General features: G+C 49.3%; 30 protein-coding genes. 19 read left to right on the top strand and 11 right to left on the bottom strand.

The genetic code is table 11. The annotated features are described in order from the left end of the window. Positions 1-6: 6 nt before the first annotated feature. Complete coding sequence (locus EX31_RS20880) at positions 7-1,449, bottom strand: hypothetical protein (RefSeq protein WP_037036487.1); 1,443 nt, start codon at positions 1,447-1,449, stop codon at positions 7-9. A 632-nt stretch (positions 1,450-2,081) separates the two neighbouring features. Between EX31_RS20880 and EX31_RS20870 the strand changes: the two genes are divergently transcribed. Next, positions 2,082-2,345 (top strand): colicin immunity domain-containing protein, encoded by a 264-nt coding sequence (locus EX31_RS20870; protein ID WP_013574296.1) that lies wholly within the window; start codon positions 2,082-2,084, stop codon positions 2,343-2,345. A gap of 37 nt (positions 2,346-2,382) precedes the next feature. After that, positions 2,383-2,637, top strand: coding sequence for a bacteriocin immunity protein (locus EX31_RS20865; protein ID WP_037036483.1), 255 nt, complete (start codon positions 2,383-2,385; stop codon positions 2,635-2,637). Here the strand turns inward: EX31_RS20865 and EX31_RS26465 are convergent. Further along, on the bottom strand, positions 2,541-2,915 hold the full coding sequence (locus tag EX31_RS26465) for a hypothetical protein (protein ID WP_231576095.1): 375 nt from the start codon (positions 2,913-2,915) through the stop codon (positions 2,541-2,543). The genes EX31_RS20865 and EX31_RS26465 overlap by 97 nt on opposite strands. 357 nt (positions 2,916-3,272) lie before the next feature. Between EX31_RS26465 and EX31_RS20860 the strand changes: the two genes are divergently transcribed. Genes EX31_RS20860 through EX31_RS20840 form a run of 6 tightly spaced genes read left to right on the top strand, consistent with a single transcriptional unit; the run spans position 3,273 to position 6,540 of the window. Beyond that, positions 3,273-3,758 carry a PAAR domain-containing protein gene (locus EX31_RS20860; RefSeq protein ID WP_037036481.1) on the top strand — a complete coding sequence of 162 codons (486 nt, stop codon included), beginning with the start codon at positions 3,273-3,275 and terminating at the stop codon, positions 3,756-3,758. Positions 3,759-3,761: 3 nt separating this feature from the next. Beyond that, positions 3,762-5,423, top strand: a complete 1,662-nt coding sequence (locus EX31_RS20855; protein WP_037036479.1) for an S-type pyocin domain-containing protein — start codon at positions 3,762-3,764, stop codon at positions 5,421-5,423. Then, the gene (locus EX31_RS20850; RefSeq protein ID WP_037036477.1) at positions 5,420-5,887 is read left to right on the top strand and encodes a DUF6392 family protein; all 468 of its coding nucleotides are present in this window, start codon (positions 5,420-5,422) and stop codon (positions 5,885-5,887) included. The genes EX31_RS20855 and EX31_RS20850 overlap by 4 nt, the downstream gene beginning before the upstream one ends. Then, on the top strand, positions 5,865-6,035 hold the full coding sequence (locus tag EX31_RS25590) for a colicin E3/pyocin S6 family cytotoxin (RefSeq protein ID WP_134705485.1): 171 nt from the start codon (positions 5,865-5,867) through the stop codon (positions 6,033-6,035). Before EX31_RS20850 ends, EX31_RS25590 begins: the two co-directional genes overlap by 23 nt. Continuing rightward, entirely contained in the window at positions 6,035-6,286 is a 252-nt protein-coding gene (locus EX31_RS20845) for a DUF7683 domain-containing protein (protein ID WP_037036475.1), read from the top strand. Before EX31_RS25590 ends, EX31_RS20845 begins: the two co-directional genes overlap by 1 nt. A 32-nt stretch (positions 6,287-6,318) precedes the next feature. After that, the gene (locus EX31_RS20840; protein WP_051931113.1) at positions 6,319-6,540 is read left to right on the top strand and encodes a DUF6392 family protein; all 222 of its coding nucleotides are present in this window, start codon (positions 6,319-6,321) and stop codon (positions 6,538-6,540) included. Between the two features lie 36 nt (positions 6,541-6,576). On the opposite strand, the gene EX31_RS20835 is transcribed toward EX31_RS20840, so the two are convergent. Further along, positions 6,577-6,903, bottom strand: coding sequence for an NIPSNAP family protein (locus EX31_RS20835; RefSeq protein ID WP_037036473.1), 327 nt, complete (start codon positions 6,901-6,903; stop codon positions 6,577-6,579). A gap of 309 nt (positions 6,904-7,212) precedes the next feature. Here EX31_RS20835 and EX31_RS20830 point away from each other — a divergent pair, with 309 nt between their 5' ends. After that, complete coding sequence (locus tag EX31_RS20830; RefSeq protein ID WP_037036472.1) at positions 7,213-8,106, top strand: LysR family transcriptional regulator; 894 nt, start codon at positions 7,213-7,215, stop codon at positions 8,104-8,106. Positions 8,107-8,140: 34 nt separating this feature from the next. On the opposite strand, the gene EX31_RS20825 is transcribed toward EX31_RS20830, so the two are convergent. From EX31_RS20825 to EX31_RS20815, 3 genes are all read right to left on the bottom strand, one after another. Continuing rightward, the gene (locus tag EX31_RS20825; protein ID WP_037036470.1) at positions 8,141-9,130 is read right to left on the bottom strand and encodes an aldo/keto reductase; all 990 of its coding nucleotides are present in this window, start codon (positions 9,128-9,130) and stop codon (positions 8,141-8,143) included. A gap of 26 nt (positions 9,131-9,156) precedes the next feature. After that, positions 9,157-10,008 (bottom strand): aldo/keto reductase, encoded by an 852-nt coding sequence (locus EX31_RS20820; protein ID WP_037036468.1) that lies wholly within the window; start codon positions 10,006-10,008, stop codon positions 9,157-9,159. Positions 10,009-10,214: 206 nt separating this feature from the next. Beyond that, positions 10,215-10,484: a hypothetical protein gene (locus tag EX31_RS20815; RefSeq protein ID WP_037036466.1), complete on the bottom strand. Its 270-nt coding sequence runs from the start codon at positions 10,482-10,484 to the stop codon at positions 10,215-10,217. 553 nt (positions 10,485-11,037) lie between these two features. Between EX31_RS20815 and EX31_RS20810 the strand changes: the two genes are divergently transcribed. Next, a complete protein-coding gene (locus EX31_RS20810) occupies positions 11,038-11,295 on the top strand; it encodes a multiple stress resistance protein BhsA (RefSeq protein ID WP_013574308.1) in 258 nt (85 codons plus the stop codon). 62 nt (positions 11,296-11,357) lie between these two features. Here EX31_RS20810 and EX31_RS20805 read toward each other — a convergent pair whose 3' ends face one another. Beyond that, a complete protein-coding gene (locus tag EX31_RS20805) occupies positions 11,358-11,585 on the bottom strand; it encodes a hypothetical protein (protein WP_013574309.1) in 228 nt (75 codons plus the stop codon). 265 nt (positions 11,586-11,850) lie between these two features. On the opposite strand from EX31_RS20805, the gene EX31_RS25585 reads away from it, so the two are divergent. Beyond that, positions 11,851-12,084 (top strand): putative hemolysin, encoded by a 234-nt coding sequence (locus EX31_RS25585; protein ID WP_013574310.1) that lies wholly within the window; start codon positions 11,851-11,853, stop codon positions 12,082-12,084. 89 nt (positions 12,085-12,173) lie between these two features. On the opposite strand, the gene EX31_RS20800 is transcribed toward EX31_RS25585, so the two are convergent. Further along, complete coding sequence (locus tag EX31_RS20800; protein WP_037036464.1) at positions 12,174-13,724, bottom strand: methyl-accepting chemotaxis protein; 1,551 nt, start codon at positions 13,722-13,724, stop codon at positions 12,174-12,176. Positions 13,725-14,217: 493 nt separating this feature from the next. Here EX31_RS20800 and EX31_RS20795 point away from each other — a divergent pair, with 493 nt between their 5' ends. After that, positions 14,218-15,375, top strand: a complete 1,158-nt coding sequence (locus EX31_RS20795; RefSeq protein ID WP_037036462.1) for a M20 aminoacylase family protein — start codon at positions 14,218-14,220, stop codon at positions 15,373-15,375. 64 nt (positions 15,376-15,439) lie between these two features. Here EX31_RS20795 and EX31_RS20790 read toward each other — a convergent pair whose 3' ends face one another. After that, positions 15,440-16,222, bottom strand: coding sequence for a CatB-related O-acetyltransferase (locus EX31_RS20790; RefSeq protein ID WP_037036460.1), 783 nt, complete (start codon positions 16,220-16,222; stop codon positions 15,440-15,442). Positions 16,223-16,403: 181 nt separating this feature from the next. Further along, entirely contained in the window at positions 16,404-18,191 is a 1,788-nt protein-coding gene (locus tag EX31_RS20785; RefSeq protein ID WP_037036459.1) for a methyl-accepting chemotaxis protein, read from the bottom strand. Positions 18,192-18,519: 328 nt separating this feature from the next. Here EX31_RS20785 and EX31_RS20780 point away from each other — a divergent pair, with 328 nt between their 5' ends. From EX31_RS20780 to EX31_RS20755, 6 genes are all read left to right on the top strand, one after another. After that, positions 18,520-19,500: a TIM barrel protein gene (locus tag EX31_RS20780; protein WP_037036457.1), complete on the top strand. Its 981-nt coding sequence runs from the start codon at positions 18,520-18,522 to the stop codon at positions 19,498-19,500. A gap of 61 nt (positions 19,501-19,561) precedes the next feature. Continuing rightward, positions 19,562-20,605, top strand: coding sequence for a sugar ABC transporter substrate-binding protein (locus tag EX31_RS20775; protein WP_037036455.1), 1,044 nt, complete (start codon positions 19,562-19,564; stop codon positions 20,603-20,605). 32 nt (positions 20,606-20,637) lie between these two features. Continuing rightward, entirely contained in the window at positions 20,638-22,131 is a 1,494-nt protein-coding gene (locus EX31_RS20770) for a sugar ABC transporter ATP-binding protein (RefSeq protein ID WP_037036454.1), read from the top strand. 51 nt (positions 22,132-22,182) lie between these two features. After that, the gene (locus EX31_RS20765; RefSeq protein WP_037036453.1) at positions 22,183-23,154 is read left to right on the top strand and encodes an ABC transporter permease; all 972 of its coding nucleotides are present in this window, start codon (positions 22,183-22,185) and stop codon (positions 23,152-23,154) included. Further along, the gene (locus EX31_RS20760; protein ID WP_013574318.1) at positions 23,154-24,011 is read left to right on the top strand and encodes a MurR/RpiR family transcriptional regulator; all 858 of its coding nucleotides are present in this window, start codon (positions 23,154-23,156) and stop codon (positions 24,009-24,011) included. Before EX31_RS20765 ends, EX31_RS20760 begins: the two co-directional genes overlap by 1 nt. A gap of 1 nt (position 24,012) precedes the next feature. Further along, a complete protein-coding gene (locus EX31_RS20755; RefSeq protein ID WP_013574319.1) occupies positions 24,013-24,873 on the top strand; it encodes a ribokinase in 861 nt (286 codons plus the stop codon). A gap of 74 nt (positions 24,874-24,947) precedes the next feature. Here EX31_RS20755 and EX31_RS20750 read toward each other — a convergent pair whose 3' ends face one another. Beyond that, entirely contained in the window at positions 24,948-25,253 is a 306-nt protein-coding gene (locus EX31_RS20750) for an Rdx family protein (protein ID WP_037036451.1), read from the bottom strand. A 220-nt stretch (positions 25,254-25,473) separates the two neighbouring features. On the opposite strand from EX31_RS20750, the gene EX31_RS20745 reads away from it, so the two are divergent. Then, entirely contained in the window at positions 25,474-26,571 is a 1,098-nt protein-coding gene (locus EX31_RS20745) for an NADH:flavin oxidoreductase/NADH oxidase (protein WP_037036449.1), read from the top strand. Positions 26,572-26,651: the final 80 nt, after the last annotated feature.

The raw sequence follows: 26,651 nt of genomic DNA, 5'->3' as shown, positions 1-26,651 counted from the left end.
GTAAATTTAAATGCGTTTGCTGGCGGAGTCCTTTTGTTGAGCATCGATGTGAATAATTTTTGAAACTTTCTTTCCTTCTTTTTCGGCAGCAATTCTGGCTTGCTGAACTTTTTGATATTTGTCTCCGATATAGCCAATATCAACTATTACGAAAAATGCACGTTCAGTGTCATCCCCTTTTTTATAAATTTCAAGCTGCTTTTCATATCCGTGCAATAACTTTCCATTAGACGAGAGTTTTACTTCCACTAATACTTTTTGTTCAAAGCCTTGTGAAAGCTTAAAGTCAACGGGGCCATTTCCTGAATCGGCTTCAGGACTTATATCTAAGTTGTTTGCTTTACAATATGAATATGCAACAGCAAATAGCAAACGTTGTGCAGCTTTTTCTTTACGTGGCTTTTTATCATCAGCCCACATTTCTTTCCATAACCCTTTGTTTTCAATGAGATCCTTGAATTGATTTAAAATGTCGCTTACAAGATGTTCAACATCATCCAAAGTTAGTTTTTTATTATATCCTGAAAGATTAAACGGATATTTCTTGTCTATTGAAGATGCCAATCTTAACCAGAATAATTCACCGTTTCTATCCGCTTTGAAATCGTAGGGCTCTTTTTCTACTTCTTTTATTAATGTTAGCAAATCCTCAAAATATTCTTTTTTCTCTAAAGCTCGACGTTTGGCTTCATCTTTCTGCTTTTTGGTCATAGATGCGAGGAGATTACCAATATTTGTATTGATTCTGTCTCTTAAGTCAGTGTTCTCCTTCATTGTGTGGACAGCACCACTCCAATCTGTAGAAATTGGTAAGTCGCGGACAATATCTTTAGGAACTAATATTAGTGGCTTATTTGTTAATGGATTGTGGGGGGCGTTGTATTTATTCCTTTTAAAAGTGAATTCTTTTGTTGGGATCTTAAGTGTTATGTTTACTCTTTCTGAAAATTTAACTAAGGCATCAAATATTATATTGGTGGTCATGTCACTAATTCGGTCAGCCCCAATACCTTCTTCAAATAATGACATAACCATGAATAAATCAGGATCATCAATATCCATACTTACAATTTGATGAGCAGTTTTCATCGTATTATTAACAAGCTGAGGTCCAAATCCTGAGCCTTTGGCTGATGAGCCATAACCCAGACATGTCCAGCCTATTTCGGAAAATGAAAATAATTTTTTTGCAGTTCTCCATGCAATATCACTGTCATTATCTATTTTGCATGCACTAAGCAGCTTTATTATTTTTGTGAAAGTGTCGATGTATTTTTGATCTGCATCATCTTTCATTTCTGAATGTTTACTTTCAGGGAGTAGCATTGGGTCAATAAAAAGCAATGTATCTGATTCTAACAGAACATCAACAACATCTAATTGATCAAGTATTGAAGGGGGGATTTTGAAGTAAGATGAAATGGTATCAATTTTCTTAACTGTGCTCATATATAATCCTTTCTCATGCAATATTTAACTTTATAAAACAGAACGAGTCAGATTTAATTTATATATAAATTTTGCTGTGTGGTTTTATTCCTGTTTTCTCCATTCACATAGAATGCAAGAATGTGGACTTGATCACATTATTTTGAACATCTGAGCCTGTGTTGAGTGCTAACAACAACCCTTATATATCAACCTGCTACAGCATGCTCATACTCTGTGCATTACTTCGTAATGTTAGCACATTTTATCCGTAAGTTCAGGGCATTAAGCTGTCATGTGAGGGATTAGGCAACTTAGTATGACATTTCCATAATGACAAAAAATCCATTGGGGGGTATCTTTGGGGGTATCACCAAAGATGAAACAGGTGATTTACATTGCTAATCAATCAAATAGTGAATAGGTATTGTTCCTATTATCGCACCATTTGGCGTTTCAACTTATCCATTTAAAAGACTCAGGGAAGCACGCTTGTGTGCAGCGCTTTCTCAATACGTGTCAGGCATTCTTGCTGGGTTGGATGTGCCGGTGGCATATTTTTATGCCGAAGAAGACGAGCTTGCTGCGCTGATTATTGAATTTCATGAAAGTAAAAAACAATCGTAGTCTGTTCAATTGCAGGATACCCAAAAATGAGCCAGAAACTTTTAACCTTCGCCAGATCATTTATTAATGGCGAGATCTCAGCCGAAGATTTTGCTGACCCTTATCAGATGTTATGGAAAGCTGAGGGTGAAAATGGCGATTCGCTGAAAGATAACTATCAGGACAGTGAAAAATGCTCGACCATTTTCTGTCTCGCAGATCAATTCAATCCTGACAATGATCGTGATAAGTATGAGTTTGATGCTGATGAACTTAAAGCGCGGGTTCGGGCTGTTTTGGATAACGAATGACTCTCAGGAACCACCTGAATACAGATAAAGGAAAAACATGCAGCTCAAACATAAGTTTGAAGAGTACTCGGAAGCTGAATTTGTTGCGCTGGTGAAAGATATTTTCGACGTGCATGGCAGCGGGTCATATCAGGACAGTTTACTGGAAAATTTCAGTCGGGTTACCGGGCATCCTTCAGGGACTGATTTAATTTTTTATCCTGAAGGTGATAACCCAGTCACGCCAGAGAGTGTAGTTACCGAAATTAAACAGTGGCGGATTTCTGTCGGGAAAACGTTGTTTAGAAGCTGACGGGTATCTGCGTCATCCGCATCCAGCGTGGCATCAATATGCCTCATAATATATTTTTCAAATCCCGAATCGCGATTTATCAGAGATTGCAGCTTAGCGATTTCCGGACATTTATCGGTAAGTCTCCGCGCCATCGTTTCTGAATTCCCTTCAGCGATACTGCCATCGTCACATTGTGCATAAGCAATGTAGTTTTTATGTAGGGCATCCCATGAATCGAGATTGTCCACTGCAATATCTGCTGCTTCTGCATCACGTTCGGTACAGTTTTTTTGCATCAGGAGTACCAGAAAAGAGGGCAAATGATAAAATAATGACGACAATTTTCATTCTATATCCATTAATTATTATGTGTTATTTTCTGCGATGGCTGAATTTTGACTTTGAATTTATCTTGTTTGAAATAATTTATGAGACTGTTTGTGCTATAAATATTTTATATGAATCCTCTTTAAATAATAATGAATATGAGTATTCGTATTATCTGTTTGTATAAATAACTCGAATAACTTAAATGACTTATATCTTATGATTTAGCTCAAGGTTTATGGTTTTATATTTATTGTTCGTTGTGGGTGTTTATTTTAGCTGATTATCATACCGGCGAAACTCACCTCAATGGACGGAAAATAAATATGGAAATGCAATTCACTAATGAACTGAATCAGGAATTACTGGATGTCATCAATACCCCACCTTTCACGCCTGAACAACTGGCTGAAATGGATGAAAGCGCGAGGGCAGTTGTTGAGGAACAGGCAGCGTTTGCCCGTCAGCATCCTGTTATTGCGATTTACCGGCTGGCAGTTCCAGGCAGCCTGACTGCCCGCGGTGGCAAAGTCACCAAAGCCAGCAGTACAGGAAAAGTCACCCTTGAGAATGGCACGGAAGCGGCGTTTGCCCTTGAGCAGGATGAAGTCACTTATGCCGATGGCAGCACGGCAAAGATTGCCACCAGCGCAGGCCAGCAGTTTTGTAACGGTAATCGTGGGTTTGCCTTAGTCGGCAGCATGCTGGATAACGGCGATAAAATTATCAGTACGCCGCAGGGCAGTTGCTACCTGGTTGCCCGAAAAGATGTCCCGATGGCAGTAGATTTTCTTGCCGTTACCGGCGCGTAACGGATGGGGTATCGCTCAAATTGTTATGGTCGCGGGCAGGCGCTGCACGGCGACAAAACCACGACAGGCGCGGTGTGCCTGACCTCTCTGCCCAATGCGACGGAACACGGGCTTGGCGTGATCCGCATCGGTGATGCTACGACCGACTGCCCGAAATGCGGTCGTCGCGGAAAAATCACCAGCGGAGAACCGCATTCCACCTATGACGGTCTCGCTTCTGCCGTGGACGGTTCGGATGTTTTATGTGGTTGCCCGCCGGGGACGAACCGGGTTATCGCGCCAGCCGGACAATGGATGGGGAGAGGTAAATCACCCGCCGAACTGGCGCGTGAAAAGTGGGAAGCAGAGCGTGCTGCGGTATTGCTGGTTCAGGCTGAGAAAGAAGCGGCAGAACAGGCCAGACGTTCGATGCCGGTGTTTGCGAAATCCGCGGAATGTGGCGCAGGGAATACCGAAGCACGAACCTGCGAGGAGCAGCATCATAACTTCGGGCGATTGTCTTACGGGGTGCCGACGCCGGGCGCAGGCATAAAGCCCGAAGTTGAGCAGCACGCGCAGGCGACGAAGCGCAAGAAGCCCGCCGGTGATAAAAAGCCCTGGTACAAAAAGTTATTTGGCAAGAAGACTGATGCACCCGCTCAGTCTGGTATACCGCTGGCAATACCCGTAGCAACGGGCGGTGGCGCTGAACTCATTGCGTCGGGCATGAGTGCACTGCGCGGGGTGACGTCGATCCGCCTCGGCAGCCTGTTCGTGAATCCGGTCACCGTCGGTGTTATCGGGACGTTTTACTCGAACAAGCTGAACGCCGGTGAAGAGGATATTTTAAGCGACAGCCAGCTTGCGGCGCTGGCCGGAAAGTCCGCCCCGACGCGGATCCGTTTTAAGTGGGTGAAGGATAAATATGGCCGGTTAATTCCCGTGGCTTATCACACCGGCGCTGACAGCGGTCTGGATCAGGTTCGTGTACGCGCCATGCGGCGGAACATATTCACGGGTAACTATGAGTTCTGGGCGGATGGCGCGGAAAAGCCCACTATCATTTGGACGCCCGACGAGCTTGAGTTTAAAGCGCCAGGCAATACCGGTAATCGTGATGAGCCGTATTTACCTTCGACCATCACCGTATTACCGTTACCCGGCGCGGAAGAAATGGGCAGCACCTCAACCTCGCTACCGATCCCGGATGAACAATCATTTGATGATTACATCCTGGTCAATCTGCCGCACGGCATGCCGCCGATTTATATTTATCTGAGTAAACCGCCGGTGAGGTTTTTGGAGGTTGAGTTATACAGTGACTTTAAGCGGCGCTCGAGAGAAGGGAAGTTTGAGGCGGATCATATGCCGTCATCAGCTTCGGTTATTGAGTATTACGCGCGTTTATATCCTGATTTATCTCCTAAGGAACTAGAAGACTTAGCAAAAGATGTCGCGTCAATTATCATTCCTAAAGAGTTGCATCAACAGGTGAGTGAAACATATGGTGGTCGCAATACAAAATATCAAATAGAAATTGACGCTCAAGACTTGCGTGCGGCCTCAGATAAGAATTTTGATTCTATCAAACCATCATTAAAAAACCATGGAGCGTCAGAGGTACAACTTGAAGCTGCGAGAGCAAAAATGCATAAATTAAATAAGGCTGCGGGGTTATACAAATGAGCATAAATGTTGAAGCATTAATCAGAAGTTTAGGTAAGACTTATCAAGAGATCTGTGGTGCAGGTTTAATTCATTATAAAACAAAGCCTTCCGGCTCTTCTGGAAGTAATTTTGTATCGTTAGATATGCTGAAAGAAGGTGTTTACCTGGCATTTAAAAGAGAAGGGAAATATCTCTTATCCGTTACGATTACTTTAGTTAGTCGTGACGATGCTTCTTATTCTTTCCAAAATGAATTACCGGGCCCGCTCCAAAAAAACATGACCATTGAATGGATACATAAATTTATTGGTTTACCAGATGGCAGCATACAGCCAAGACGTATAGGCAGACACAACTTCGGACTCAAAGAAAAATACACTCTTAAAGGATTTCAAATACCTACTGTTATGCAAATAATGTATACCTCAGAAGAAAGAGTGGAAACTTTAACGTTTTCACATGCGTCTGAACTCCGCTGGTAGCAAAGGGTGCCGAATTTATGAATGGGATTCTCAACATGGAACCGTCGAAGTCTATGACAAAAGCGGGCGTAACCATTTAGGTGAGTTTAATCCTGAAACGGGGTTTCAAACGAAACCAGCAGATTCAAGTCGGAGAGTTGAAAAATAATGATTGTTTATAGCATTGAAATCTTTGATGAGTTCAGCGAGCAGTTAGTGCGGGAGATAGAGATTCCTGAAGCTAACGTAGATTCTGTCGCTGAAATCATGAAATGGAATGCTACAGATAAAATGTCCTTTATCCGTGGGATTGGGGGGTTTAACGTTACAAAGGCACAAGCATTAGAATTGGAATCCATGCTGGGGATTAAATTTTATGCAGAGCAAAAAATTATTCAAATTTCAGGTGGTGAGATTTAATCATAAACACCCATACGGTGTAGATTATACAAATGACAGTGAATATTGAAGCACTGCTTTATTATCTGGGTAATGGGTATTCGGAAATTGTTGATGCTGGATTAATTACTTATAAAGCTGATTTCAAAGGCGCATCTGGTTCACCAGTGATAATTCTTGAAATGGCAAAGGAAGGCATCTTTTTAGCGTTTAAACGTGAGGGAAGTATCCCGGTAGAAATCACAGGCGGCAGATCATATCTCTGTCGCCTGTGATTTATCACTACTACGTTATATTCCGCTAACCTGCACTTACCCTCGTAGCCCTTCCACGCTTTCCGGCGGCAGGTTCATCACTGTTTTAATGCTGGTTTCGATACTACGAATGATGTTTTCGCGTGGACCGTTGAGCCAGTCAGCGCTTGCATAAAAGGCATCAAGAGCCGTAGCCATGCTTTCAGGGCTATCAAAGGCACGGATCAGATAGTAGCAATCCGGGTCATGCAGCGAGTTGCCGAACGAAACAACGTCGATCCCGTGGCATTGGTGCAGGGGAACGCTGATTTCCTGCATGATGGCGTGAAACGTGGCCCCGGTGCCTTTGTGTAATGTGTATTGCAGTATTTCGACGGTTCTCAACGTGTTATCTCCGTTTATTTGTCAGCGGCATAGAATTTATGGCGTTTTTGAGATCGCGACACATTATTTCAGTGAAGTGGCTCACATCTCGCCATTTCATTTCCATCGTCAGTTTTGTAGTTATTGTGGGATGCCACCTGGTCGTTAACGAGTCCTTTCCTGATAAACCTGCTGATAATTCAGACTTATTTCCGATACCGATACAACATCAATTATCATTATTGTCAGTAACGGGGCTAAAATGATTGTGTTTATGAATACCCTTCATGAGTGAACTATGGGGGGAATGCTTCAATAAGGAAACCGCTAATGCTTAAAGAAAACTTCAACGAACTCCAAATCTTTCTGATGGTAGCAAGAGAGCGAAGTTTTACCAAAGCCGCGGGCAAACTCGGTGTTTCTCAGTCAGCACTCAGCCACGCGATGAAAGCGCTGGAAGAAAGGCTGAACATCCGCCTTCTGACGCGAACTACCCGAAGTGTTGCCCCCACAGAAGCGGGTGAGAGAATTATTGCCTGCCTTGAGCCCCGTATTGCTGATCTCGAGCAGGAGCTGGAATCGCTTGTTCAACTGAACGGCACCGCCTCCGGTAATATCCGTTTATCTGCCGGGGAGCATTCCGCGCGAAATCTGGTGTGGCCGAAGCTAAAACCCTTCCTCAGGGAATACCCGGAAATTAATCTCGAGCTGGTGGTCGATAACGGTTTTGTCAATATTGTTGAGGGGCGTTTTGACGCCGGGATCCGTCTGGGCGAAAGCGTGGATAAGGACATGATCGCGGTGAGAATTGGGCCGGATATGCGAATGGCAGTCGTTGGCGCACCGTCATATTTTGCTGCTAACCCCGCGCCTGAAACGCCTCACGAGCTACAAAATCATCGGTGCATCAATATGCGTCTGCCCACTGCCGGTGGACTTTACCACTGGGAGTTTGAGAAGGATGGGAAACCGTTACGGGTCAGGGTTGAAGGGCAGGTAACGTTTAATCTGCAGGCGGAAAGGATTGATGCGGCTTTATCTGGCTTTGGCATCGCCTGTATACCTGAGGACAGGGTACTGGATTATATAAAGTCAGGAGAGCTGATCCAGGTTCTGCAGGACTGGTGTCCGTCTTTCCCCGGATATTATCTTTACTACCCCAGCCGTAAGCAGCATCCGCCTGCTTTTGCGCTGATGATCGATGCACTTCGCTACCAGGAATAACGGGTCCGCCATTCGCTGCGGACCCGTCCGGGTATTAACGGCCTGTGCGAGCCTGATGCTCAGGAGAGTAACGTTCACCGACGATTTTAATCGTTTCAAGCGCCTGGGTTATCTGCTGTGAGTCATCCTGCGAAAGCATGATGTCGGCTGAGCCCAGGTTTTCTTCCAGCCGGTGCAGTTTGGTGGTGCCCGGAATAGGAACAATCCACGGCTTTTGTGCCAGCAGCCATGCCAGCGCGATTTGTGCAGACGTCACGCCTTTCTCTGCCGCCAGTTCACCCAGCAATGAGACCAGCTTTTCATTGGCTTCAATCGCTTGCGCGGCGAAACGCGGCACGGTGCTGCGGTAATCATCCTTGCCAAACGTCGTTCCTGGTTTAATCGACCCCGTCAGGAAACCTTTACCCAATGGGCTGAAGGGGACAAAACCAATGCCCAGCTCCTCCAGCAACGGCAGGATCTCCTGCTCAGGCTCGCGCCACCACATGGAGTATTCGCTTTGCAGCGCAGTGACCGGTTGTACAGCATGCGCACGACGAATGGTTTGTGCGCCAGCTTCGGACAGACCGAAATGTTTAACTTTGCCTTCAGCTATCAGGTCTTTCACTGTTCCCGCAACATCTTCAATCGGGACATCCGGATCGACGCGGTGCTGATACAGCAGATCAATAACGTCTGTTTTAAGGCGGCGTAATGAGCCTTCAACGGCTTCACGGATATGCTCCGGACGGCTGTTTAAAATCTGCTGCTTGTTGTCGTCGCCAAAAGTAAAACCAAATTTGGTGGCGATAACCACGCGGTCGCGAAAGGGCTTTAAGGCTTCGCCGACAACGTCTTCATTCAGAAATGGGCCATACACTTCAGCGGTATCGAAGAACGTGACGCCACGTTCAACCGCAGCACGAATGAGTTCGATAGCCTGACGGGTATCTGTCGCCGGGCCGTAACCGTGGCTGAGCCCCATGCAACCGAGTCCAAGAGCGGATACTTCGAGTCCGGATTTACCCAGATAACGTTTTTGCATTGAATGAATACCTCTTTTATCGCGGTTTAAACGTCAAGTTTGCGACCAGTCAGCCATTCCACCCTCGCCGGATCGCGGTGAGAGAAGAAGGCGCTGGTTGCGGTATCAAGGGCGGCAATCTGCAACATATCCTCAGGACTGAGTTCAAAATCGAGAATGCTGATGTTCTCTGCCATACGTTCTTTTCGCACCGATTTCGCCAGCGAAACGATGCCACGCTGGAAGATCCACCGCAGGACAACCTGACCCACACTTTTGCCGTACTTCTGACCAATTGCCGTTAACACGGGATGCTGGAACAGGCCATTTTTACCCTCAGCAAACGGTGCCCAGGCTTCCGGCTGAATACCACGGCTTTGCATCCACGGAACGGCATGCAGCTGCTGGTTGAACGGGTTAACTTCAATCTGGTTTACCGCAGGGGCAACGTTGTTGAAGGCGATAAGATCGGCCAGTCGGTCAGGATGGAAGTTGCTGACGCCAATGGCGCGAATTTTGCCTGCCTCATGCAATTCTTCCATGGCACGCCAGGCACCATGAACATCACCGTAAGGCTGGTGAATCAGGTAGAGGTCAACGTAATCAAGTTGCAGCCGATTCAGGGAGCGTTCGAACTGTGCTTTAGCACCTTCGTAATGAGTATCCTGCAGCCAAAGTTTGGTTGTTACAAAGAGGTCGCGACGTGCGATACCGGTCTGTTTCAGAGCGTTCCCGACCTGGGTTTCATTCTGGTAAGAAGCCGCGGTGTCGATCAGGCGGTATCCCGTATCAATGGCATCAATCACCGCTCTTTCGCATTCAGCGGCATCAGTCATCTGAAACACACCAAAGCCCAGCAGGGGCATTTCAATACCGTTGTTCAGATTTACAGTTTGCATGACGTAATCCTTCAGCTGTTGTGTAGAAAAAGGATAACGCAAAGTGATTTATTCAATTAGAGGGGGTAATTAGCTAGGGTTTATTAGATTTATTCATTAATTTGAGGGGATCTGATGCTCGGGTTTGTGCCAGCAGCGGACATAATCACCCGCTATATTGCGGGTGTATTTTTCCGACGGTTCACTCTCAGCCGTCCGTAGCTGAGCTACTTTTTGCTAACAAGATAGGTAGCAATGGCCGTTAATCCACTTATAAGGGGCATAGACCCGGCGCCTGCCAGGAAGTCATCGCGATCTATCTGGTTATTTCGGCGAATGTCAGCAAAGCGTGCAAGCGCATTTTTTTCATTTGTGGCACTGATCTCTTCAAACTGTTTTTCGTAGCCATGTTCAATCAGCTGAGAAGCTTTGCCCACGTCCGAGCTTTCCAGTACAACAATTTGCTTACCCTTTTGAAAAAAAAAGTAATTCAGCATTTCGTGCTCCACATAGAAAAAGTGATATTTAAAAGAATATATCCAGTCTGAGAGGATCCTGAAAACAATTTCAAGTTTATTTTTTAATCAGGTACGAACTTCCTTTTCTTACTGGCGATCCTTTGGCCTCGTGAGTGTTATTCACTGATAGCCGCCCCTGGTCGTAGCGTCGGCAGCTTTTTTGCCGGGAGCAGATATTGCTGACACATGGGTGGACTAATTAACGGAGGTGAGTAATTTAACGGATTAATTTCCCTATCATTAATCCTTTTACCTGTCTCTTTAGGGATCGGACGGCCCTGTATTCGGGGTCATCTGGCGGAAATAACGATCATCGCCTATAGCAAATAACCCCATACCGATGAACAGCGGCAGACGTCGCCCGAAGCGATCGCACAATTAGTTAATGATCGTTAAATAAATTGCTTGCACAACCTCCCGGCGACGCTTAGTATTTACTTATCGAACGTTAATTAATAAGTGACGTTGACCTTAAACCGGGGCACCTGCAAAAGGTTTCCCAATCAAAATTCGAAGAACAGGAATTAACCTCATGAAAAATATCGCAATGACTATCGCCGCTCTGACACTGGCAACAGCTTCTTTCTCAACCCTGGCAGCGACTGAAGTGCAGTCAGCGCCGGCAGGTCAGCAATCCATTGGTGTAGTCGGTGCATCAACCACCGGTTCACTGTCAGGCCTGCAATCAGAATTGAATGCAAAAGCCACCCAGGCGGGTGCAAGTTCATACCGTATTATCGGTGCATCCGGTAATAACCAGCTTTACGGTACAGCAGAAATGTACAAATAAGCTGAGCAGTAATAAGCAGTAAGCAGAAGAGGCGGCGGTTGCCGCCTTTTTCGTGTCTGCGATTAGCGGTATTTATGGAAGTGATTATTGCGGATCTTTCGGTTGATATAACCATGCAATCCGCTGCCAGCTTTCGCCATGGCGATCATATGGTCAACGTCTGTCACCCCTGGCCGGATGGAATTATAGATGTAATGCCAGCCATCTTTGAACTTCACGGTAATTGAATCTTCTGTAGTCGTGAAAGCGACGATACCCGAATTGCCGCCCCGGTTTTGGTACTTTTCCATATTCCCCTTCCTGATTGATGAAGCCATTCACGACCTGAATAATAGTAGCCATAAATTTTTGCCGGTTGTGTGAGTAGAAAAGCTTTTTTTAAGCTGTTCTGACAAAACGTCCCGCCGGAGCTGATGCCGTGGCCCTTTCCTGAAAGTTTAACGCCTGATAAACGAAGTAAAAAGAAGAAGCTTTTTAAGAATATGGGAGTAGGTCACGGAAAGCGGCGGGGAATAGAATTCCCCGTCGTTTTTACTCTCATCACGAAGGTTCAGAATGAAAAAGTTCTTCCTCATTATCATGGTCTCAGCGCTGGCAGGTTGCGCGGGTTATCACCATAAACCAGAAAGACACCAGAGCGGGATGGCAAATCCGGCTGCGGTATATTGCCATGAAAGAGGCGGAAGATCGGTGAGTGTGCAAACACCACACGGCGTTCGTGCAGACTGCGTATTCCCTGATGGACGCGGTATCGACGAATGGGAGTTATACCGTCGGGATCATAACTAAATCCGCTTCACGCAGGCTGAAAATCAGGCTTTCCCCGTCAGAGGAAAGCCTTTTTTAATCACACTTTATCCATGAGCCGTTGTGCGGGTTTATCTTTTCGTCATCTGTCCGCCGTACACATCAATCGCGTTTCTCAGGCGGGTAGCCTGATAATTGAGCCTCTCTGAGGATTCCGACGACTGGGCAACCATCCCGGCGTTGTTTTGTGTCATGGTTTCAATCTGCGCCAGCGAGGTGTTGATCAGCGTCAGCGCCGACGTTTGTTCATGAGTGGCATGGCTGATCTCTTTAATCAGTCCGGACATCTGCACGACTTCAGCAATAATTTCACTGATCTGCTTCCCGGCATTTTCAACCATATGCCCGCCGGTTTCGACGCTGTGCATATTCGTTTCGATCAGGGTTTTGATCTCTTTAGCGGCGGTGGCGGAACGCTGTGCCAGCACGCGAACCTCGGCGGCAACCACGGCAAATCCGCGGCCTTCAGTACCGGCTCTTGCCGCTTCCACGGCCGCATTCAGCGCCAGAATATTGGTCTGGAAGGCAATGCTGTCGATAACCGAAATGATGTCCACAACTTTGCTGCTGGCGTGGGAAATCGACTGCATCATACCGATGGTTTCCTGCATGATTTTTCCGCCTTTCTGCGCCACGGTCGTCGCGCTGTCAGCCAGTTTGCTGGCCTGCACCACCGTGTCTGAACTTTGCTCCACGGCGCCGGTAATTTCTTCAATCGCGGCGGCGGTCTGCTGAAGGTGAGTTGCCGTTTCTTCCGTACGGGCGCTCAGGGCAGTGCTGTTTTTTGCCATGAGCTCACTGATATGGGCGATCCCGCCAACCTGCGTGCCCACATCTTCGACCAGAGAATGCAGATTCAGGCCAAACTGGTTAACAGAACGCATCAGCAAACCAATTTCATCAACACGGTTAAAATGAACGTAAGCGGCTTTTTTACCGGAAACCACCTGTTGCGCCTGCGCCAGAATGGTTTTTATCGGATTGCGGATTTGCGATTGCAGGAAAAGATCGGCAGCCAGCAAAAGAATAACGGTAACGATCGCGCTTTCGGTCAGGTTTATTCCTGCCAGAGAAAATAAGAGTGGGAAAAGGGCAGAAATAAATAGCGGCAAACGTAATCGCCAGCTAACGGGAAGTTTTTGCAACAGGGATAAAAATGAAAATAACCCCGTGTGTATCACCAGGCCTTTATAAAATTTACGACGACCTGTGCTTTTCTCTTTTACCTGTTTGTATAATTCTTCAGCGGCTTTCACTTCCTGTTCAGCGGGGGTATTTCGTACGGAGATATAGCCGGTGAGTTTATCCAGGTGATAGACCGGCGTGACGTTCGCGCGTACCCAATAGTGATCGCCATTTTTACGCCGGTTCTTCACCAGCCCTGTCCAGCTGTCGCCTTGCTGCAAGGTAAACCACATGTCGGCAAAGGCTTCGACCGGCATATCAGGATGGCGTACCAGATTGTGTGGCCTGAAGGTCAGCTCATCCTCAGAGAATCCGCTGACGTTTATAAACGCTGAGTTGGCATAAATAATATGGCTGTTGACATCAGTTGTGGACATTAACGTGGTGCCGGGATCTAACTTATATTCCCGCTGTGATATAGGCATGTTTACGCGCATGTAAATCCTCTGGAAACACTCTGAGTAGCAATAATAACTATGCAGATAATTTAATATTCTTTCCAGAGAAATTTATTTCCTGGTTATTATTCCCGTGCGAAGATAAATAACAAAGGTTAATTTTATTGTTGAATTACTATCAATGTAATATTTATGTAGAAAGAAGGTTTTTTAATTGCGATATAGAATAGTCCGGCCTAAGTTAAATTTTGATGCGTAAGCGGGGAAAATCGGACTTAGTCTTTTCCAAAGGATGTAATGGCGGGAAAAACACCGATCCGGCGCGGTTTTTTCATTCAGGCAATAGTGAAGGGTTCAGCCAATATTGGGTAAATTCCGAAAGTGTGGTCACCGCCGAAATCTCACTCACGATAAAGGGCAAAGGAAGCCGATTTCCCGTTTATCGGTTCACTGCGGGATGTGATACTTTGGAGCAGTAACGTGCCGGTGAGAGCATTTCACCGTGTTGAATTCAGAACAGCACAGAGGGTTTATGGCGGTCATTTCCGGACAGATTATCGAGCAGGCGAAGCAGTGGCGTCGCGACTTTCACAGGCGACCTGAACTGGGTCTGAATGAGCATGGCACCGCAAAAATAATCAGTGAACTGCTACTGTCTTTTGGTCTTGAAGTGCACACGGGCATTGCCGAAACCGGCGTTATTGCCACACTGCGAAACGGCGAAGGCCCTTCAATCGGACTGCGTGCAGATATCGACGCACTACCCATTCAAGAACTGAATGAATTCGAGCACCAGTCACAAAACCCGGGCCTGATGCATGCCTGCGGGCACGATGGTCACACCTCCATTTTGCTGGGCGCGGCAAAACACCTGAGTGAGAACCGTCATTTTCGCGGCACTGTCCATTTCATCTTTCAGCCTGCTGAAGAAAACTTAGGCGGTGGCGAAATGATGGTGAAAGAAGGGCTGTTTGACCGTTTTCCGATGCAGGCGGTTTACGCGCTGCATAACTGGCCGGGACTGCCGGTTGGCGAGGTGGCGGTCAGCGAGGGGCCGATGATGGCGTCGCAGGATAACTTCTATATCACCCTGACCGGCAAAGGTTGTCACGCGGCGATGCCGGAACGGGGTGCGGATCCCGTGGTGGCTGGCGCGCAGCTGATTTTGTCATTGCAAAGCCTGATTTCGCGCCGCCTGTCGCCGCTGGAACAAACGGTGATCAGCCTGACGCAACTTCATGCGGGCGAAGCCATTAACGTCATTCCTGAAACGCTGCATATGTCGGGCACGCTGCGTTGCCTGAGCAACAAAACCCGTGAGACCTGCTGGCGGCTGATTGAAGAATACGTCCATGCGGTGCCGTTACCGTACGGTGTGAAAGGGGAAGTGCGCTGGGAATTGGGTTATCCGGTCACGCAGAACCATGCAGCGCAGGCAGAGATTGTGCGCGACGCGGCGAAAAACACGCCGGGTATTCAGAAAGTGCATTTCAATAATGCACCGTCGATGGCTGCAGAAGATTTTGCTTATCTGCTGGAAGCCTGTCCGGGAGCCTATTTCTGGCTGGGTGCCGATGGCGCCACACCTTCTGACTCACTGCATAGCCCGCGCTACGACTTTAATGACGACATTATTCCGCTCGGCATCGGTGTGCTGACCACGCTGGTGGAGCGCGAACTGAAAGCCTGATCGCATTTTTCATGGCATTCCGGACCGGACAACAGAGGCGTTACGCATTGTCCGGTCTGGTTTTTTATATTTCTGCCAGCTCTTGCGCAATATTCACCACTTTATAGTGATGTTCGCTGATGACCTTCCGGCGTATTTTATCTTCCATCTCATCGGCGAATTTCACAATATCATCAGCCGCTGCGAAGTCGGGTAAATCAGTAATTTTATAATTCCACCATTGAATAGATTGTAAACGATTAATAATACTCTTCTCAAACCGGTATTTAATCACTCTGGCCGGAATGCCCGCGACAATCGCGTACGGAGGAACATCAGACGTGACGACGGCATTGGCGGCAATAATTGCGCCATTGCCGATAGTGATGCCGCCTTTTAATACGGCGTGTTCGCCCACCCAAACATCATGACCTAATACCGTCGCCTCCGGCATATAGTTGAACCCGGCAATATTCAGCGTTTCTCCGAATTGTTCCTGCGCCACTTTGGGGAAGAAATCATGATACGTCAGCGGGCTGGTCGTAAACCGGTGTATGGGATGTTGCGGCCCCATAACCCGCACTCCTGCTGCCAGGCTGCAAAATCTGCCAGTTTTGAGGTTATTGGGTAATTTACTGCACGCGTAAGAATACGCGCCCATTGAACAGAAACTTTTTCGCGGCATTGAGGCATGCTCTTCAACCCAAACATCCTCGGTGAATTTTATTCTCTCCCCTTTTTTTAAAAGGAATATATTTCTCTTTTTATATATTCCTTTCACTATTTCCGGGAATTTAAGATGGATCTTATGGCGTAAACAATAATCCTCATGTTTTTGAGCCCATCGAAAGTTAACGGGATACTTCATTCATTGCTCCTCAAAGGTGACATGCTGTTTTTATATATTCTTGTCTAAATCCTAGCATAAAACAGACATTACAAAATCTGAGGTCGGCGGAAAATACGTGAGGAGGCGATGAAGTAAAGCAAAAAACGCCCGGAGGATAAAGTCCGGGCGCTGTGATGAACATCTTACTCAGGCGGCGCGATCAGACCCGGAAATGCCCGACGGCAACCGCCAGACCGGTGGCTTGTTCCTGCAACGCCGACGCCGCCCCCGTGGATTCCTGAACCATCGCTGCGTTCTGCTGCACCATGCCGTCGAGCTGGGTAATGGCACGGTTGATTTCGTTAATACTCAGCATCTGCTCTTCAGATGCATGGGTGATTTCCAGCATGACACTGCTGACGTTCGATACGTTGCTGACGATTTCGCTCATGCTGTCGCTGGCGAGGCGCACCTGCGCTGAGCCGGACGCCACGCTGCTCACCGTTGATTCGATAAGCACTTTGATCTCTTTCGCCGCCTGCGCACTGCGTTGTGCGAGGCTGCGCACTTCGCTGGCGACGACCGCAAAACCGCGCCCCTGTTCACCTGCGCGCGCGGCTTCGACTGCGGCGTTCAGTGCCAGAATGTTGGTCTGGAAGGCAATACCGTCGATCACACTGGTAATGTCTCCGATTTTCGATGACGCGGTTTCGATGCTTTCCATCGTTTTAATGACTTTAGTCACCACTTCGTCACCGCGTATGGCCGCCGCAGAAGCGGATTTGGCGGTTTCGGATGCTTGTTTCGCCGAACTGGCCGACTGGGAAACCGTCGCCGTGATCTGCTCAAGGGATGCGGCGGTTTGTTGCAGGCTGGCCGCGGCAGAGTCTGTACGACCGGACAAATCGTTATTCCCTGCGGCGATTTCATCGGCCGCGATTTTAACGGATTCACTGGTGGTGCGGATTTCAGACATCACCTTGCTGAGCTTGTCGACGAAGGTGTTGAAGGCGTGCGCGATTTGCGTCACTTCATCATGTCCGTCAGCCGGCAGGCGCTGCGTCAGATCATCCTCACCGGAACTGATCGCATTGAGCGTATCGCGCACCACCGACAGGCGGTGGAACGATTTGCTGATAATCAGCCCGATGACGACGGCTGAAATCAGCACGATCACAATCAGCGTAATCACCGACGAGGTCAGCAGGGATCGCATACCCGCAGTGGACTCTTTCTTATCCTGCGCCACCAGCGTGAACCATTCCGTGCCTGCTACCGGCATCGCACGGACGCGCTTGACCGTACCGTTCAGACGGATATCCACCGGTGCATTGGCGGCAAACACATCCTGCAAATTCACCCCTTCCGCCAGTGCGGTAATCGGCTTCAGTGCCAGGCTGGTATCCGGATGCGCGATGATCACACCGGATTTATCCACCAGCATGCCGAAACTGCCTGGCGTCGGATGAATGGTATTAACGTTGCTCACGACGCTGTCCATCGAGACATCGCCCGCCACAACCGCTTTCAGCGTGCCTGCTTCCATCACCGGTACGGCGAAAGTGACCACCAGTTTCCCGCTACCGGCATCAATATAAGGCGGTGTGGCCACCGGATGTCCGGCGGCTTCAGCCTGCTTGTACCACGGGCGGCCGGTCGGATCGTAATCCGCAGGCACACCGGTCGGATCGGAGAACTTCGCGGTGCGGTTTGCATAACCGACATACACGTTGGTAAACCCACCTGCACTGGCGATCTGCTTGAGAACCGGGATCGGATCTTCTGACATCGCGATCTGTTGCAGTGAAACGATCATCCCTGTTTTCGAGCTTACCCAATCGCTGATCCCTCGCGTGTGGCTGGCCGTCAGCGCGTTCAGCGTGCTGTCTGTCGCCTGACTGTTGTACTTGTTGGCAACGGTATAACTCAGGAAGGTATTGATAATCAGCGAACAGGCCACGATGACGATACAGGCCGTGATAATGCGCGAACGGATGGTCTTAAGCATGAGCATTTCCCTGGAAGGAATCTTAAGTTTTAGTTATCGGCAGGGAAGGGAAAAACTTGAGACCCGTCACAAAAAACAGAGGTTTGTCGGGGCGAAAGGACGCCCCTGTTTATTTCAGCGCGAAATTAAAGGCCTTCCTAAACCAACCCGCTGCTCCTTGTAACGTCCGCCGCGCTTTCTCTAAATTTCGTGAAACGCCTCCCAAATCTGATCACAATTCCACCAGGGGATCTTGCGGCTTTTATCCGTGGGTGATAGTAATGCACTACTTCACAAAATAAAGTGAAGAAGGAAAGTACATCACGAATCAGTTTACAAAGGACATCCCATGTCAGAACTTAAATTTGCCACACGTCTGAACTCGTTTGCGTCGGGGGCACATCTTTACTGGCCTGAACAGAAAGGCAAACCTTCAGTGCTGCAAATGATCGAACGTGCAGCTACGGTTAAAGGATTGACGCATCTGGACCTGAATTATCCGCAGCACATGACCGGCGATATCACTGTGATGCGCCAGAAAATCGAAGAAGTCGGGCTGGCGGTGAACGGGATGCAAATGCGCTGGGATGCTCCGGAATTTAAAATCGGCGCGTTTACTCACCCGGATCCAAAAATTCGTCGTCAGGCGATTGAATTGACCAAACGCGGGATCGACGCCGGTCGTGAGTTTGGTGCCAGCATTATGACGTTGTGGATGGGACAGGATGGCTTTGATTACTGTTTCCAGGCTGACTACAAAAAAATCTGGGAAGACGCAGTCAGCGCTGTGCGTGAAGTGGCGGAATACGCCCCGGATATCGACGTCAGCATTGAATACAAACCCAACGAACCACGCGCTTACAGCATTTTCCCAAATGCCACTACCTGTCTGCTGGCGGTTGAAGAAGCCGGTTGCAAGAACTTAGGTATCACACTGGATTTCGCGCATGTGTTGTTTGCCAACGAAGTACCGGCGTTTGCAGCGGCGATGGTAGCCCGCCGTTCGCGTTTGCTGGGGCTCGATCTCAATGACGGCTGGGGCAAACGCGACGACGGCCTGATGGTCGGCTCCGTCAACCCGCGTGCCACGCTGGAATTCCTGTTGCAGATGAAACGCGACGGCTATAAAGGCGCGTATTACTTCGATACCTTCCCGGACGCCAGCGGATTGGATCCGGTGCGTGAAGCAGAAACCAATATCGCGACCGTGATCCGTTTACTCAAACTTTGCGAAAAACTCGAGAATAACCCGGCGCTGAATGAAGCCATCAGCAGGCAGGACGCCGTAGCCACACAGCAAATCGTCAACGACGTGATGTTGGCGCAGTAAAGCGACCCGCCACAGCGCGTGTCGCTGTGACACCATAAAAATAACAATCGAAGGCCAGATGATGAAAAAACTCTTACTGTCTGTACTCACCTCTACACTGCTTTGCACCAGCGTTTATGCCGCCGATCTGCCACCGTTGCAATCCGATACCGAATCGGATCGCACTGACTGGACGCAACTCACGGCCAAATATGGCCCGCTGCCGGCAATCGACAAATCCCTCAAAATCGGCGGTGTGTCTAAAACGCTGACCAATGAATACTGGCGCTCACTCGGCCAGGGATATAAGGAATTCGGTGATAAGCACGGCATCACCGTCGAATATCAGGCTGCGGCTAACGAAGACGACCAGCTCGGTCAGCTGTCTATCGCCGAAACTCTCATTTCACAGGGCTTCAACGGTTTGCTGGTGTCGCCGCAAACTGACGCCAACCTGCAACCGGCGTACGAATCGGCTAAAAGCAAAGGCATTGCTGTCGTTAACGTGAATGATGCGGTGATGCCGAATGCGGCGCATTACGTCGGTAACGTACAGAAAGACAACGGCGTACGCGTCGCCAACTGGTTTATCAAAAAACATCCTGAAGGCGGCAAAGTGGCCGTCATCGAAGGCCAGCCGGGGGTGTATGCCGCGGCGCAGCGTACCAGAGGCTTCAAAGAAACGATTCAGACCAGCGGGAAATTCACCGTAGTCGCCAGCGTTCCGGCCAACTGGAGCCGTGAAAATGCCTATAACGCAGCGGCGACAATTTTACAGCAACATCCTGATCTGATTGGGTTCTACGCCAACAACGATGGCATGGCACTCGGTGTGGTTGAAGCCGTGGCGGCTGCCGGAAAATCCAAACAGGTGGCGGTATTTGGCACTGACGGTATCTCCGATGCTTATGCTTCCATCAAGCGTGGCGAGCTGACCGGCACGGTGGACAGCTTCCCGGTGCTTACAGGGGAAGTGGCGATGGAAGTGGTCGTACGCCTGATTAACGGACAGAAAATCTCCCGCGTGGTCTCCACTCCACAGGCGCTGATTACCCAGGACAATGCTGATGCGTTCTCCACCAAAGATAACGCGAAACTGCGCCAGCTGCTGGCTCAGCAACAATAAGTCAGACGTGTGAAAACGGGTCAGGAGAGTGTATGGAACAGTACAGTTTGACGATGCGCGGCATCAGCAAAAGCTACAGCGGCGTGGCAGCAGTTCAGGGCGTTGATTTCTCTGTGAGGCCGGGCGAAGTCCATGCGCTGATTGGAGAAAATGGCGCGGGAAAATCGACACTGCTGAATATTTTGTCCGGTGTGCGGGCGGCAGATTCCGGTGAAATTCTGGTGGAAGGGCAGGTTATTCAGATGAAGAATCCGCTGTCTGCCCGTCATGCCGGTATCGCGATGATCCATCAGGAATTGCAGCACGTTCCTGAACTCTCCGTGGCACAGAATATGTTTCTTGGCCGCCCGTTAACGAAACTCAAAGGGTTGTTTGTCGACAGAAAGGCTCAGTACAAAAGGGCAGTGGCGATCCTGCGTCGTCTTGATCCCAGTATTGATCCCGATGAGCCGATCAAGAACCTGAAAGTATCTCAGCAACAGATCGTTGAAATCGCCCGCGCTTTGCTGGATGAAGCGAAGATCATTGCAATGGATGAACCGACTTCCAGCCTGACGCCGACGGAGTTTGAGCGCCTGGCAGAGCTGATTTCAGATCTCAAATCGATGAATGTGTCGCTGATTTATGTCTCACACAAAATGAACGAGATTTTCAAAGTTTGCGATCGGGCGACGATCTTACGTGATGGTAAACAGGTCGGCGTGGTCAATATCTGCGATGAAACCGAAGAAACTATTGTCACCAAAATGGTCGGACGCAAAATCGAAAAAGTGCACCATCACTCTTATGCGACCGGCAGGGAAGTGCTGCGCGTCGAAGGATTGAGTCGTGATAATGCCGTGCGGTCGGCGACTTTTTCCGTCGGAGCAGGTGAAGTGCTGGGAATTGCCGGACTGGTCGGTTCCGGGCGTACAGAGTTGCTGAAACTCATCGCCGGCATTGATGCCAAAACCGGCGGCAGCATTGAGGTGGAAGGCGTCGCGGTGAAAAATCACAATGTCAGTTCTGCTATCCGCGCCGGGATCGGACTGGTGCCGGAAGATCGTAAAAAAGAGGGCATCATTAAAGAGCGCGCAGTCAAAATGAATATGGCGTTGCCGTCAATGGGGCGATTTACCCGATACGGTTTGCTGAAAAGAAATCAGTTGGATAAAACGGCGCTGGACGTGATGACCGATCTGCGGTTGCGTCCGCTTAACATAGAAAAACCCATTGGAACACTCAGCGGCGGAAACCAGCAAAAAGTCATTATTGGTCGCTGGGTCGCAGCGGACAATAAAGTCTTTCTTTTTGACGAGCCAACCCGGGGAATTGATATCGGAGCAAAGTCTGAGATTTATAATCTGATAGAAAAACTGGCGCAGCAGGGAAAAGCCATTGTGGTGGTTTCTTCCGAGATGCCGGAAATAATTCGTATCTCAGACAGAGTCCTGGTGATGCGTGAAGGGAAAATCACAAAAGAACTTAACGGTGATGAGATTACTGAAGAAAACATTGCCCGTTATGCGATTAACGATGTGAATTAAGCGGTCTGAAAACTATTTCTCCGACACCTACAAAGATTAAAGGCCATTATTATGACGACTCAAGGTAATGTTCAGCCCAAGGTTATGCCTTCGGCATTATTTAAATTCAACGTACGCGATGCCGGTACGCTGATTGGCTTAGTGATTATTGTGATCACCTTCTCTTTTTTGTCGCCGGTATTTTTTACCGTCCCTAATTTACTCAATATATTACAGCAGTCCTCCATCAACGGAATTATTGCGCTGGGTATGACGCTGATCATTATTTCCGGCGGTATCGATCTCTCCGTCGGGCCGACGGCGGCACTTTCGGCGGTGCTGGGTGCCACGCTGATGGTGTCCGGCGTCCCGGTTCCACTGGCAATAATGGCGACGCTGGGTGTCGGCGCACTGTGCGGCGTGTTCAGCGGCATGCTGGTCGCGTATGCCGGTTTACAGCCGTTTATCGTCACCCTCGGCGGACTCTCGCTGTTCCGCGCGCTGGCGCTGATTTTTACCAACGGTAACCCGATTTTTGGTATCCCGGTGGAGTTTCGCACCGTCATTAACAGCACGATTTTCGGGGTTCCGGCACCAATCGTGATTGTTATTGCTATCGCGGCGATACTCTGGACGGTGATGAACAAAACGCCGCTGGGGGAATATATTCTGGCCGTGGGCGGTAACGAAGAAGCCGCACGAGTCGCGGGGGTTCCGGTCAAAAGAACCAAGGTCACGGTCTTTGTGATCTCCGGTGTGCTGGCCTCTTTAGCCTCACTGATCTTGATTGGTCGCCTGGGTGCCGCTGAACCGACCATGGGGAATTTATGGGAGCTGGATGCTATTGCTGCGGCGGCAATTGGCGGGGCTTCGCTGATGGGCGGGAAAGGCAGTGTGATCGGCACACTGATTGGCGCGGTTATTTTAGGTTCATTGCGTAATGGGCTGACACTTCTCAATATTCAGGCGTTTTATCAATTGCTTGCTACTGGCCTTATTATTATCATAGCGATGTTGATTGACAGAGCGACACGAGGCAAGTAATGAATCAGGATCCGCGAGCCATTGGTGCTCAAATTCGTATGAAATTGCCACATCTGACGCCGCTGGAAAGAAAAGTCGTCGAAGCGATTACGTCTAAAAATGATTTTTCTGAGCAAACTTCATTAAAAGAAATTGCGCTGGAAAATAATGTTTCTGAGGCGATGATTGTTAAACTGACCAAAAAATTAAACTTTTCAGGATTCAGAGATTTCAGAAGCAGTTTGATTTATTACAACTATTCTGAAGTGGCAAATTTACATGCGGAAATTGAGCCGGGAGACTCGTCGGAACAATTACTTGAAAAAGTATTCCGTACCTCTATTCAGGCAATAGAAGAAACATTATCTATTGTCGATGTTTCGGAATTTAACCGGGCTGCTGACATTTTATTTAAAGCCAGGCACATCGATTTATATGCTGTCGGCGGCTCTGCTGCCGTCGCCAGAGATTTGTCGCATAAATTGCTGAAAATTGGCATTAAAACGACGGTCTACGATGATGCGCATATCATGCTGATGTCGGCAGCGGTCTTATCGGACGATGATGCGGTGGTGGCGATCAGCCATTCCGGTGCCACCCGCGCGGTGAATGATCCGATCAAACTGGCGGCGCGCAATGGCGCCAAAGTGATCGCCATCACCAATTACGCCGAGTCGCCCATTGCGCGCAATGCGCATGTGGTTCTCAATTCAACCTCTCAGGGATCGCACTTGCTCGGGGAAAATGCTGCGTCGCGGATCGCTCAGCTGAATATTCTGGATGCCTTATTTGTGGCGATTGCCCAGAAGGATCTGAAAACGGCAGAAAAGAACCTGATGAAAACCCAGCAGGCGGTTCAGGACCTTCGGGAATACTAAAATGGGTAAAATTTTAGTCACGGGCAGCCTTCATTATGACATCGTTATCCACGCGCATCATCGTCCGGAAAAAGGCGAAACGGTGATCGGCAGCGGATGTTCATATAAATTCGGCGGCAAGGGCGGGAATCAGGCCGTTGCCGCTGCCAGAGCGGGCGCCGGTGTTCGTTTTGCCGGTGCCGTGGGCGCCGATACGCAGGGGGAATTCCTGCGTGGTGTGCTAAATGAAAACGCGGTCGACAGCAGCTTTATCGCGGTTAATGAAAGCGTACCTTCCGGCATGAGCGTGGCGCTGATGGATGCAGAAGGGGATTACGGCGCAGTGGTCGTTTCCAATGCAAACAACCACATTGACGCCGCGCAGTTTGATGATGATGCCTTGTGGCAGCAGGTTGACATGCTGTTGTTACAAAATGAGGTGCCGGAGGCGGTGAATCTGGCGGCAGCGAAACAGGCGAAACAGCGCGGGATCCGCGTTTGTCTGAATGCCGCACCGGCGCGGACACTTTGTGCTGAGATGCAGTCTGCTGTCGATTTGCTGGTGGTGAATGGCGTCGAAGCCCGTGATCTGAGCGGTATTCCGGTCAATGATTTGTCCGATGCTTGCGTGGCAGCCGAATTACTGAGCCAGCATTCTCCGGCTGTTATCGTGACGGCGGGTGAACACGGTGTGGCCTGGTGTGCAGCCGGCGGACGCAGCCAGTCGATGCCCGCCGAAAAAATAGAGCTGGTCAGTACCCACGGTGCCGGTGACTGCTTTATGGGCACGTTGTGCACATCACTCTTGCAAGGGAAAACGCTGGCAGATTCCGTCGCAAAAGCCAACCGTGCAGCCGCCGAACACGTCTCCCGCAAAGCCTGACTTTTAATGCCAGTCTTTGCTAAAACGCCAAAAGGCAGGATGAATGTCCTGCCTTTTTTGCGTTTAGCGCACCCTCAGGCCTCACCGTTCTCATCAATCTTCTTCTTATCCACATGCCCCAGTGAACGTTCCGGGAAACAAATATCGCGCACACGCTGTTTAAGCAGTGCGGCGTCCGGGAAACCGCCGTCGCGTTTGCGTTCCCAGATAATCTCGTCATCGACTTTGATTTCGTAAATGCCACCGGTGCCGGGGACAAGCGTCACGGACGCCAGATCGGTACTGAACGAATTCAGCAATTCCTGCGCCATCCAGGTGGCGCGCAGCATCCAGTTGCATTGAGAACAATAAGTGATGGTGATGGCAGGTAATTTTTCCATGGTACGACCCTTTTAAGAGGATTTTATCGACGTTTCAGAAATCGGATATTACTGCCCGCTACAGACCTGCGCCAGTTGTTGTCTCAGCCACTGACGGGCGGTGGGGCACCGATTGAGTTATAACGAAAATTGATACGCACTATAATATTTCTACACTTCTGCTTATAGCTCTTTGGCAGCACTCTGTGTGCTTAATGCGCCAATCCACCGAGGAAATTTTATGTCTGCACTATTTACGCCATTTACGTTGAAAGACGTCACCTTAAAAAACCGCATCGCCGTTCCGCCTATGTGCCAGTATTCCGCCACTGATGGCGTGCCGAATGACTGGCATCAGGTGCATTACGCCACGCTGGCACGCGGCGGCGCGAGCCTGGTGATTGTCGAAGCGACGGCAGTTTCGCCGGAAGGGCGTATCACCCCGGGATGTCTCGGGATCTGGAACGATGAACAGGCTGCTGAACTGGCGAAGATTGCCAAATCCATCAAAGCCGCAGGCGCAGTACCGGGGATCCAGATCGGTCACGCAGGCCGTAAAGCCAGCGCCAATCTGCCCTGGGAAGGGGACGATCATATTGCTGAAGGTGATCCGCGTGGCTGGGCAACCATTGCGCCATCCGCAGTCGCATTCGGCAAACACCTGCCGAAAGTGCCGAAAGAAATGACCAAAGCCGATATCCAGCGTGTGATGGCCGATTTTGTCGCTGCCGCGAAACGTGCCCGCGATGCCGGTTTTGAATGGCTGGAGCTGCATTTTGCCCACGGCTATCTGGCGCAAAGCTTCTTCTCCGTGCATTCCAACACCCGCACCGACGAATACGGCGGTGATTTTGCCGGTCGCAGCCGTTTCCTGATTGAAACTTTCGACGCCGTTAACGCCGTCTGGCCGAAAAACCTGCCGATTACCGCGCGTTTTGGCGTGATCGAATACGATGGCCGCGATGAAGAAACGCTGGCGGAATCTATCGAACTGACCCGTATTCTGCGTGAGAAAGGGCTGGATATGCTCAACGTCAGCGTCGGTTTCTCGACCTGGGAAGCACAGATCCCATGGGGAGCCGGTTTCCTGGCACCAGTGTCGCGCCGCGTGCGTGCTGAAGCCGGCTTGCCGGTGGCGAGTTCATGGGGCGTTGCGTCGGCAGACGTGGCCGAACGTTGTATCAGCGAACAAGATATGGATCTGGTGATGATTGGCCGCGCCATGCTCGCCAACCCGCATTATCCGTATGCGCTGGCGAAAGAACTGGGCGAGGACAATCCTTCATGGGTTCTGCCTGCGCCTTACGCGCACTGGCTTGAGCGCTACAGCATTCAGTGATCCTAAAATATCTCTGGAAAGAAGCTCGTAAAACGCGCGGGTAATTTTCAGCGCGTTACATTTTGCTACGAGGCAGGCCG

It is taken from the genome of Rahnella sp. WP5, assembly GCF_000745615.1.
GTDB lineage: Bacteria > Pseudomonadota > Gammaproteobacteria > Enterobacterales > Enterobacteriaceae > Rahnella > Rahnella aceris.
This window is presented reverse-complemented; position numbering and strand designations above follow the sequence as displayed.

Bases quoted from the DNA above. Each gene is read 5' to 3' on its own strand.
- EX31_RS20880 (WP_037036487.1), bottom strand. From the start codon at position 1,449: ATGAGCACAGTTAAGAAAATTGATACCATTTCATCTTACTTCAAAATC.
- EX31_RS20870 (WP_013574296.1), top strand. From the start codon at position 2,082: ATGAGCCAGAAACTTTTAACCTTCGCCAGATCATTTATTAATGGCGAG.
- EX31_RS20865 (WP_037036483.1), top strand. From the start codon at position 2,383: ATGCAGCTCAAACATAAGTTTGAAGAGTACTCGGAAGCTGAATTTGTT.
- EX31_RS26465 (WP_231576095.1), bottom strand. From the start codon at position 2,915: ATGCAAAAAAACTGTACCGAACGTGATGCAGAAGCAGCAGATATTGCA.
- EX31_RS20860 (WP_037036481.1), top strand. From the start codon at position 3,273: ATGGAAATGCAATTCACTAATGAACTGAATCAGGAATTACTGGATGTC.
- EX31_RS20855 (WP_037036479.1), top strand. From the start codon at position 3,762: ATGGGGTATCGCTCAAATTGTTATGGTCGCGGGCAGGCGCTGCACGGC.
- EX31_RS20850 (WP_037036477.1), top strand. From the start codon at position 5,420: ATGAGCATAAATGTTGAAGCATTAATCAGAAGTTTAGGTAAGACTTAT.
- EX31_RS25590 (WP_134705485.1), top strand. From the start codon at position 5,865: ATGCGTCTGAACTCCGCTGGTAGCAAAGGGTGCCGAATTTATGAATGG.
- EX31_RS20845 (WP_037036475.1), top strand. From the start codon at position 6,035: ATGATTGTTTATAGCATTGAAATCTTTGATGAGTTCAGCGAGCAGTTA.
- EX31_RS20840 (WP_051931113.1), top strand. From the start codon at position 6,319: ATGACAGTGAATATTGAAGCACTGCTTTATTATCTGGGTAATGGGTAT.
- EX31_RS20830 (WP_037036472.1), top strand. From the start codon at position 7,213: ATGCTTAAAGAAAACTTCAACGAACTCCAAATCTTTCTGATGGTAGCA.
- EX31_RS20825 (WP_037036470.1), bottom strand. From the start codon at position 9,130: ATGCAAAAACGTTATCTGGGTAAATCCGGACTCGAAGTATCCGCTCTT.
- EX31_RS20820 (WP_037036468.1), bottom strand. From the start codon at position 10,008: ATGCAAACTGTAAATCTGAACAACGGTATTGAAATGCCCCTGCTGGGC.
- EX31_RS20815 (WP_037036466.1), bottom strand. From the start codon at position 10,484: ATGCTGAATTACTTTTTTTTTCAAAAGGGTAAGCAAATTGTTGTACTG.
- EX31_RS20810 (WP_013574308.1), top strand. From the start codon at position 11,038: ATGAAAAATATCGCAATGACTATCGCCGCTCTGACACTGGCAACAGCT.
- EX31_RS20805 (WP_013574309.1), bottom strand. From the start codon at position 11,585: ATGGAAAAGTACCAAAACCGGGGCGGCAATTCGGGTATCGTCGCTTTC.
- EX31_RS25585 (WP_013574310.1), top strand. From the start codon at position 11,851: ATGAAAAAGTTCTTCCTCATTATCATGGTCTCAGCGCTGGCAGGTTGC.
- EX31_RS20800 (WP_037036464.1), bottom strand. From the start codon at position 13,724: ATGCGCGTAAACATGCCTATATCACAGCGGGAATATAAGTTAGATCCC.
- EX31_RS20795 (WP_037036462.1), top strand. From the start codon at position 14,218: ATGGCGGTCATTTCCGGACAGATTATCGAGCAGGCGAAGCAGTGGCGT.
- EX31_RS20790 (WP_037036460.1), bottom strand. From the start codon at position 16,222: ATGAAGTATCCCGTTAACTTTCGATGGGCTCAAAAACATGAGGATTAT.
- EX31_RS20785 (WP_037036459.1), bottom strand. From the start codon at position 18,191: ATGCTTAAGACCATCCGTTCGCGCATTATCACGGCCTGTATCGTCATC.
- EX31_RS20780 (WP_037036457.1), top strand. From the start codon at position 18,520: ATGTCAGAACTTAAATTTGCCACACGTCTGAACTCGTTTGCGTCGGGG.
- EX31_RS20775 (WP_037036455.1), top strand. From the start codon at position 19,562: ATGAAAAAACTCTTACTGTCTGTACTCACCTCTACACTGCTTTGCACC.
- EX31_RS20770 (WP_037036454.1), top strand. From the start codon at position 20,638: ATGGAACAGTACAGTTTGACGATGCGCGGCATCAGCAAAAGCTACAGC.
- EX31_RS20765 (WP_037036453.1), top strand. From the start codon at position 22,183: ATGACGACTCAAGGTAATGTTCAGCCCAAGGTTATGCCTTCGGCATTA.
- EX31_RS20760 (WP_013574318.1), top strand. From the start codon at position 23,154: ATGAATCAGGATCCGCGAGCCATTGGTGCTCAAATTCGTATGAAATTG.
- EX31_RS20755 (WP_013574319.1), top strand. From the start codon at position 24,013: ATGGGTAAAATTTTAGTCACGGGCAGCCTTCATTATGACATCGTTATC.
- EX31_RS20750 (WP_037036451.1), bottom strand. From the start codon at position 25,253: ATGGAAAAATTACCTGCCATCACCATCACTTATTGTTCTCAATGCAAC.
- EX31_RS20745 (WP_037036449.1), top strand. From the start codon at position 25,474: ATGTCTGCACTATTTACGCCATTTACGTTGAAAGACGTCACCTTAAAA.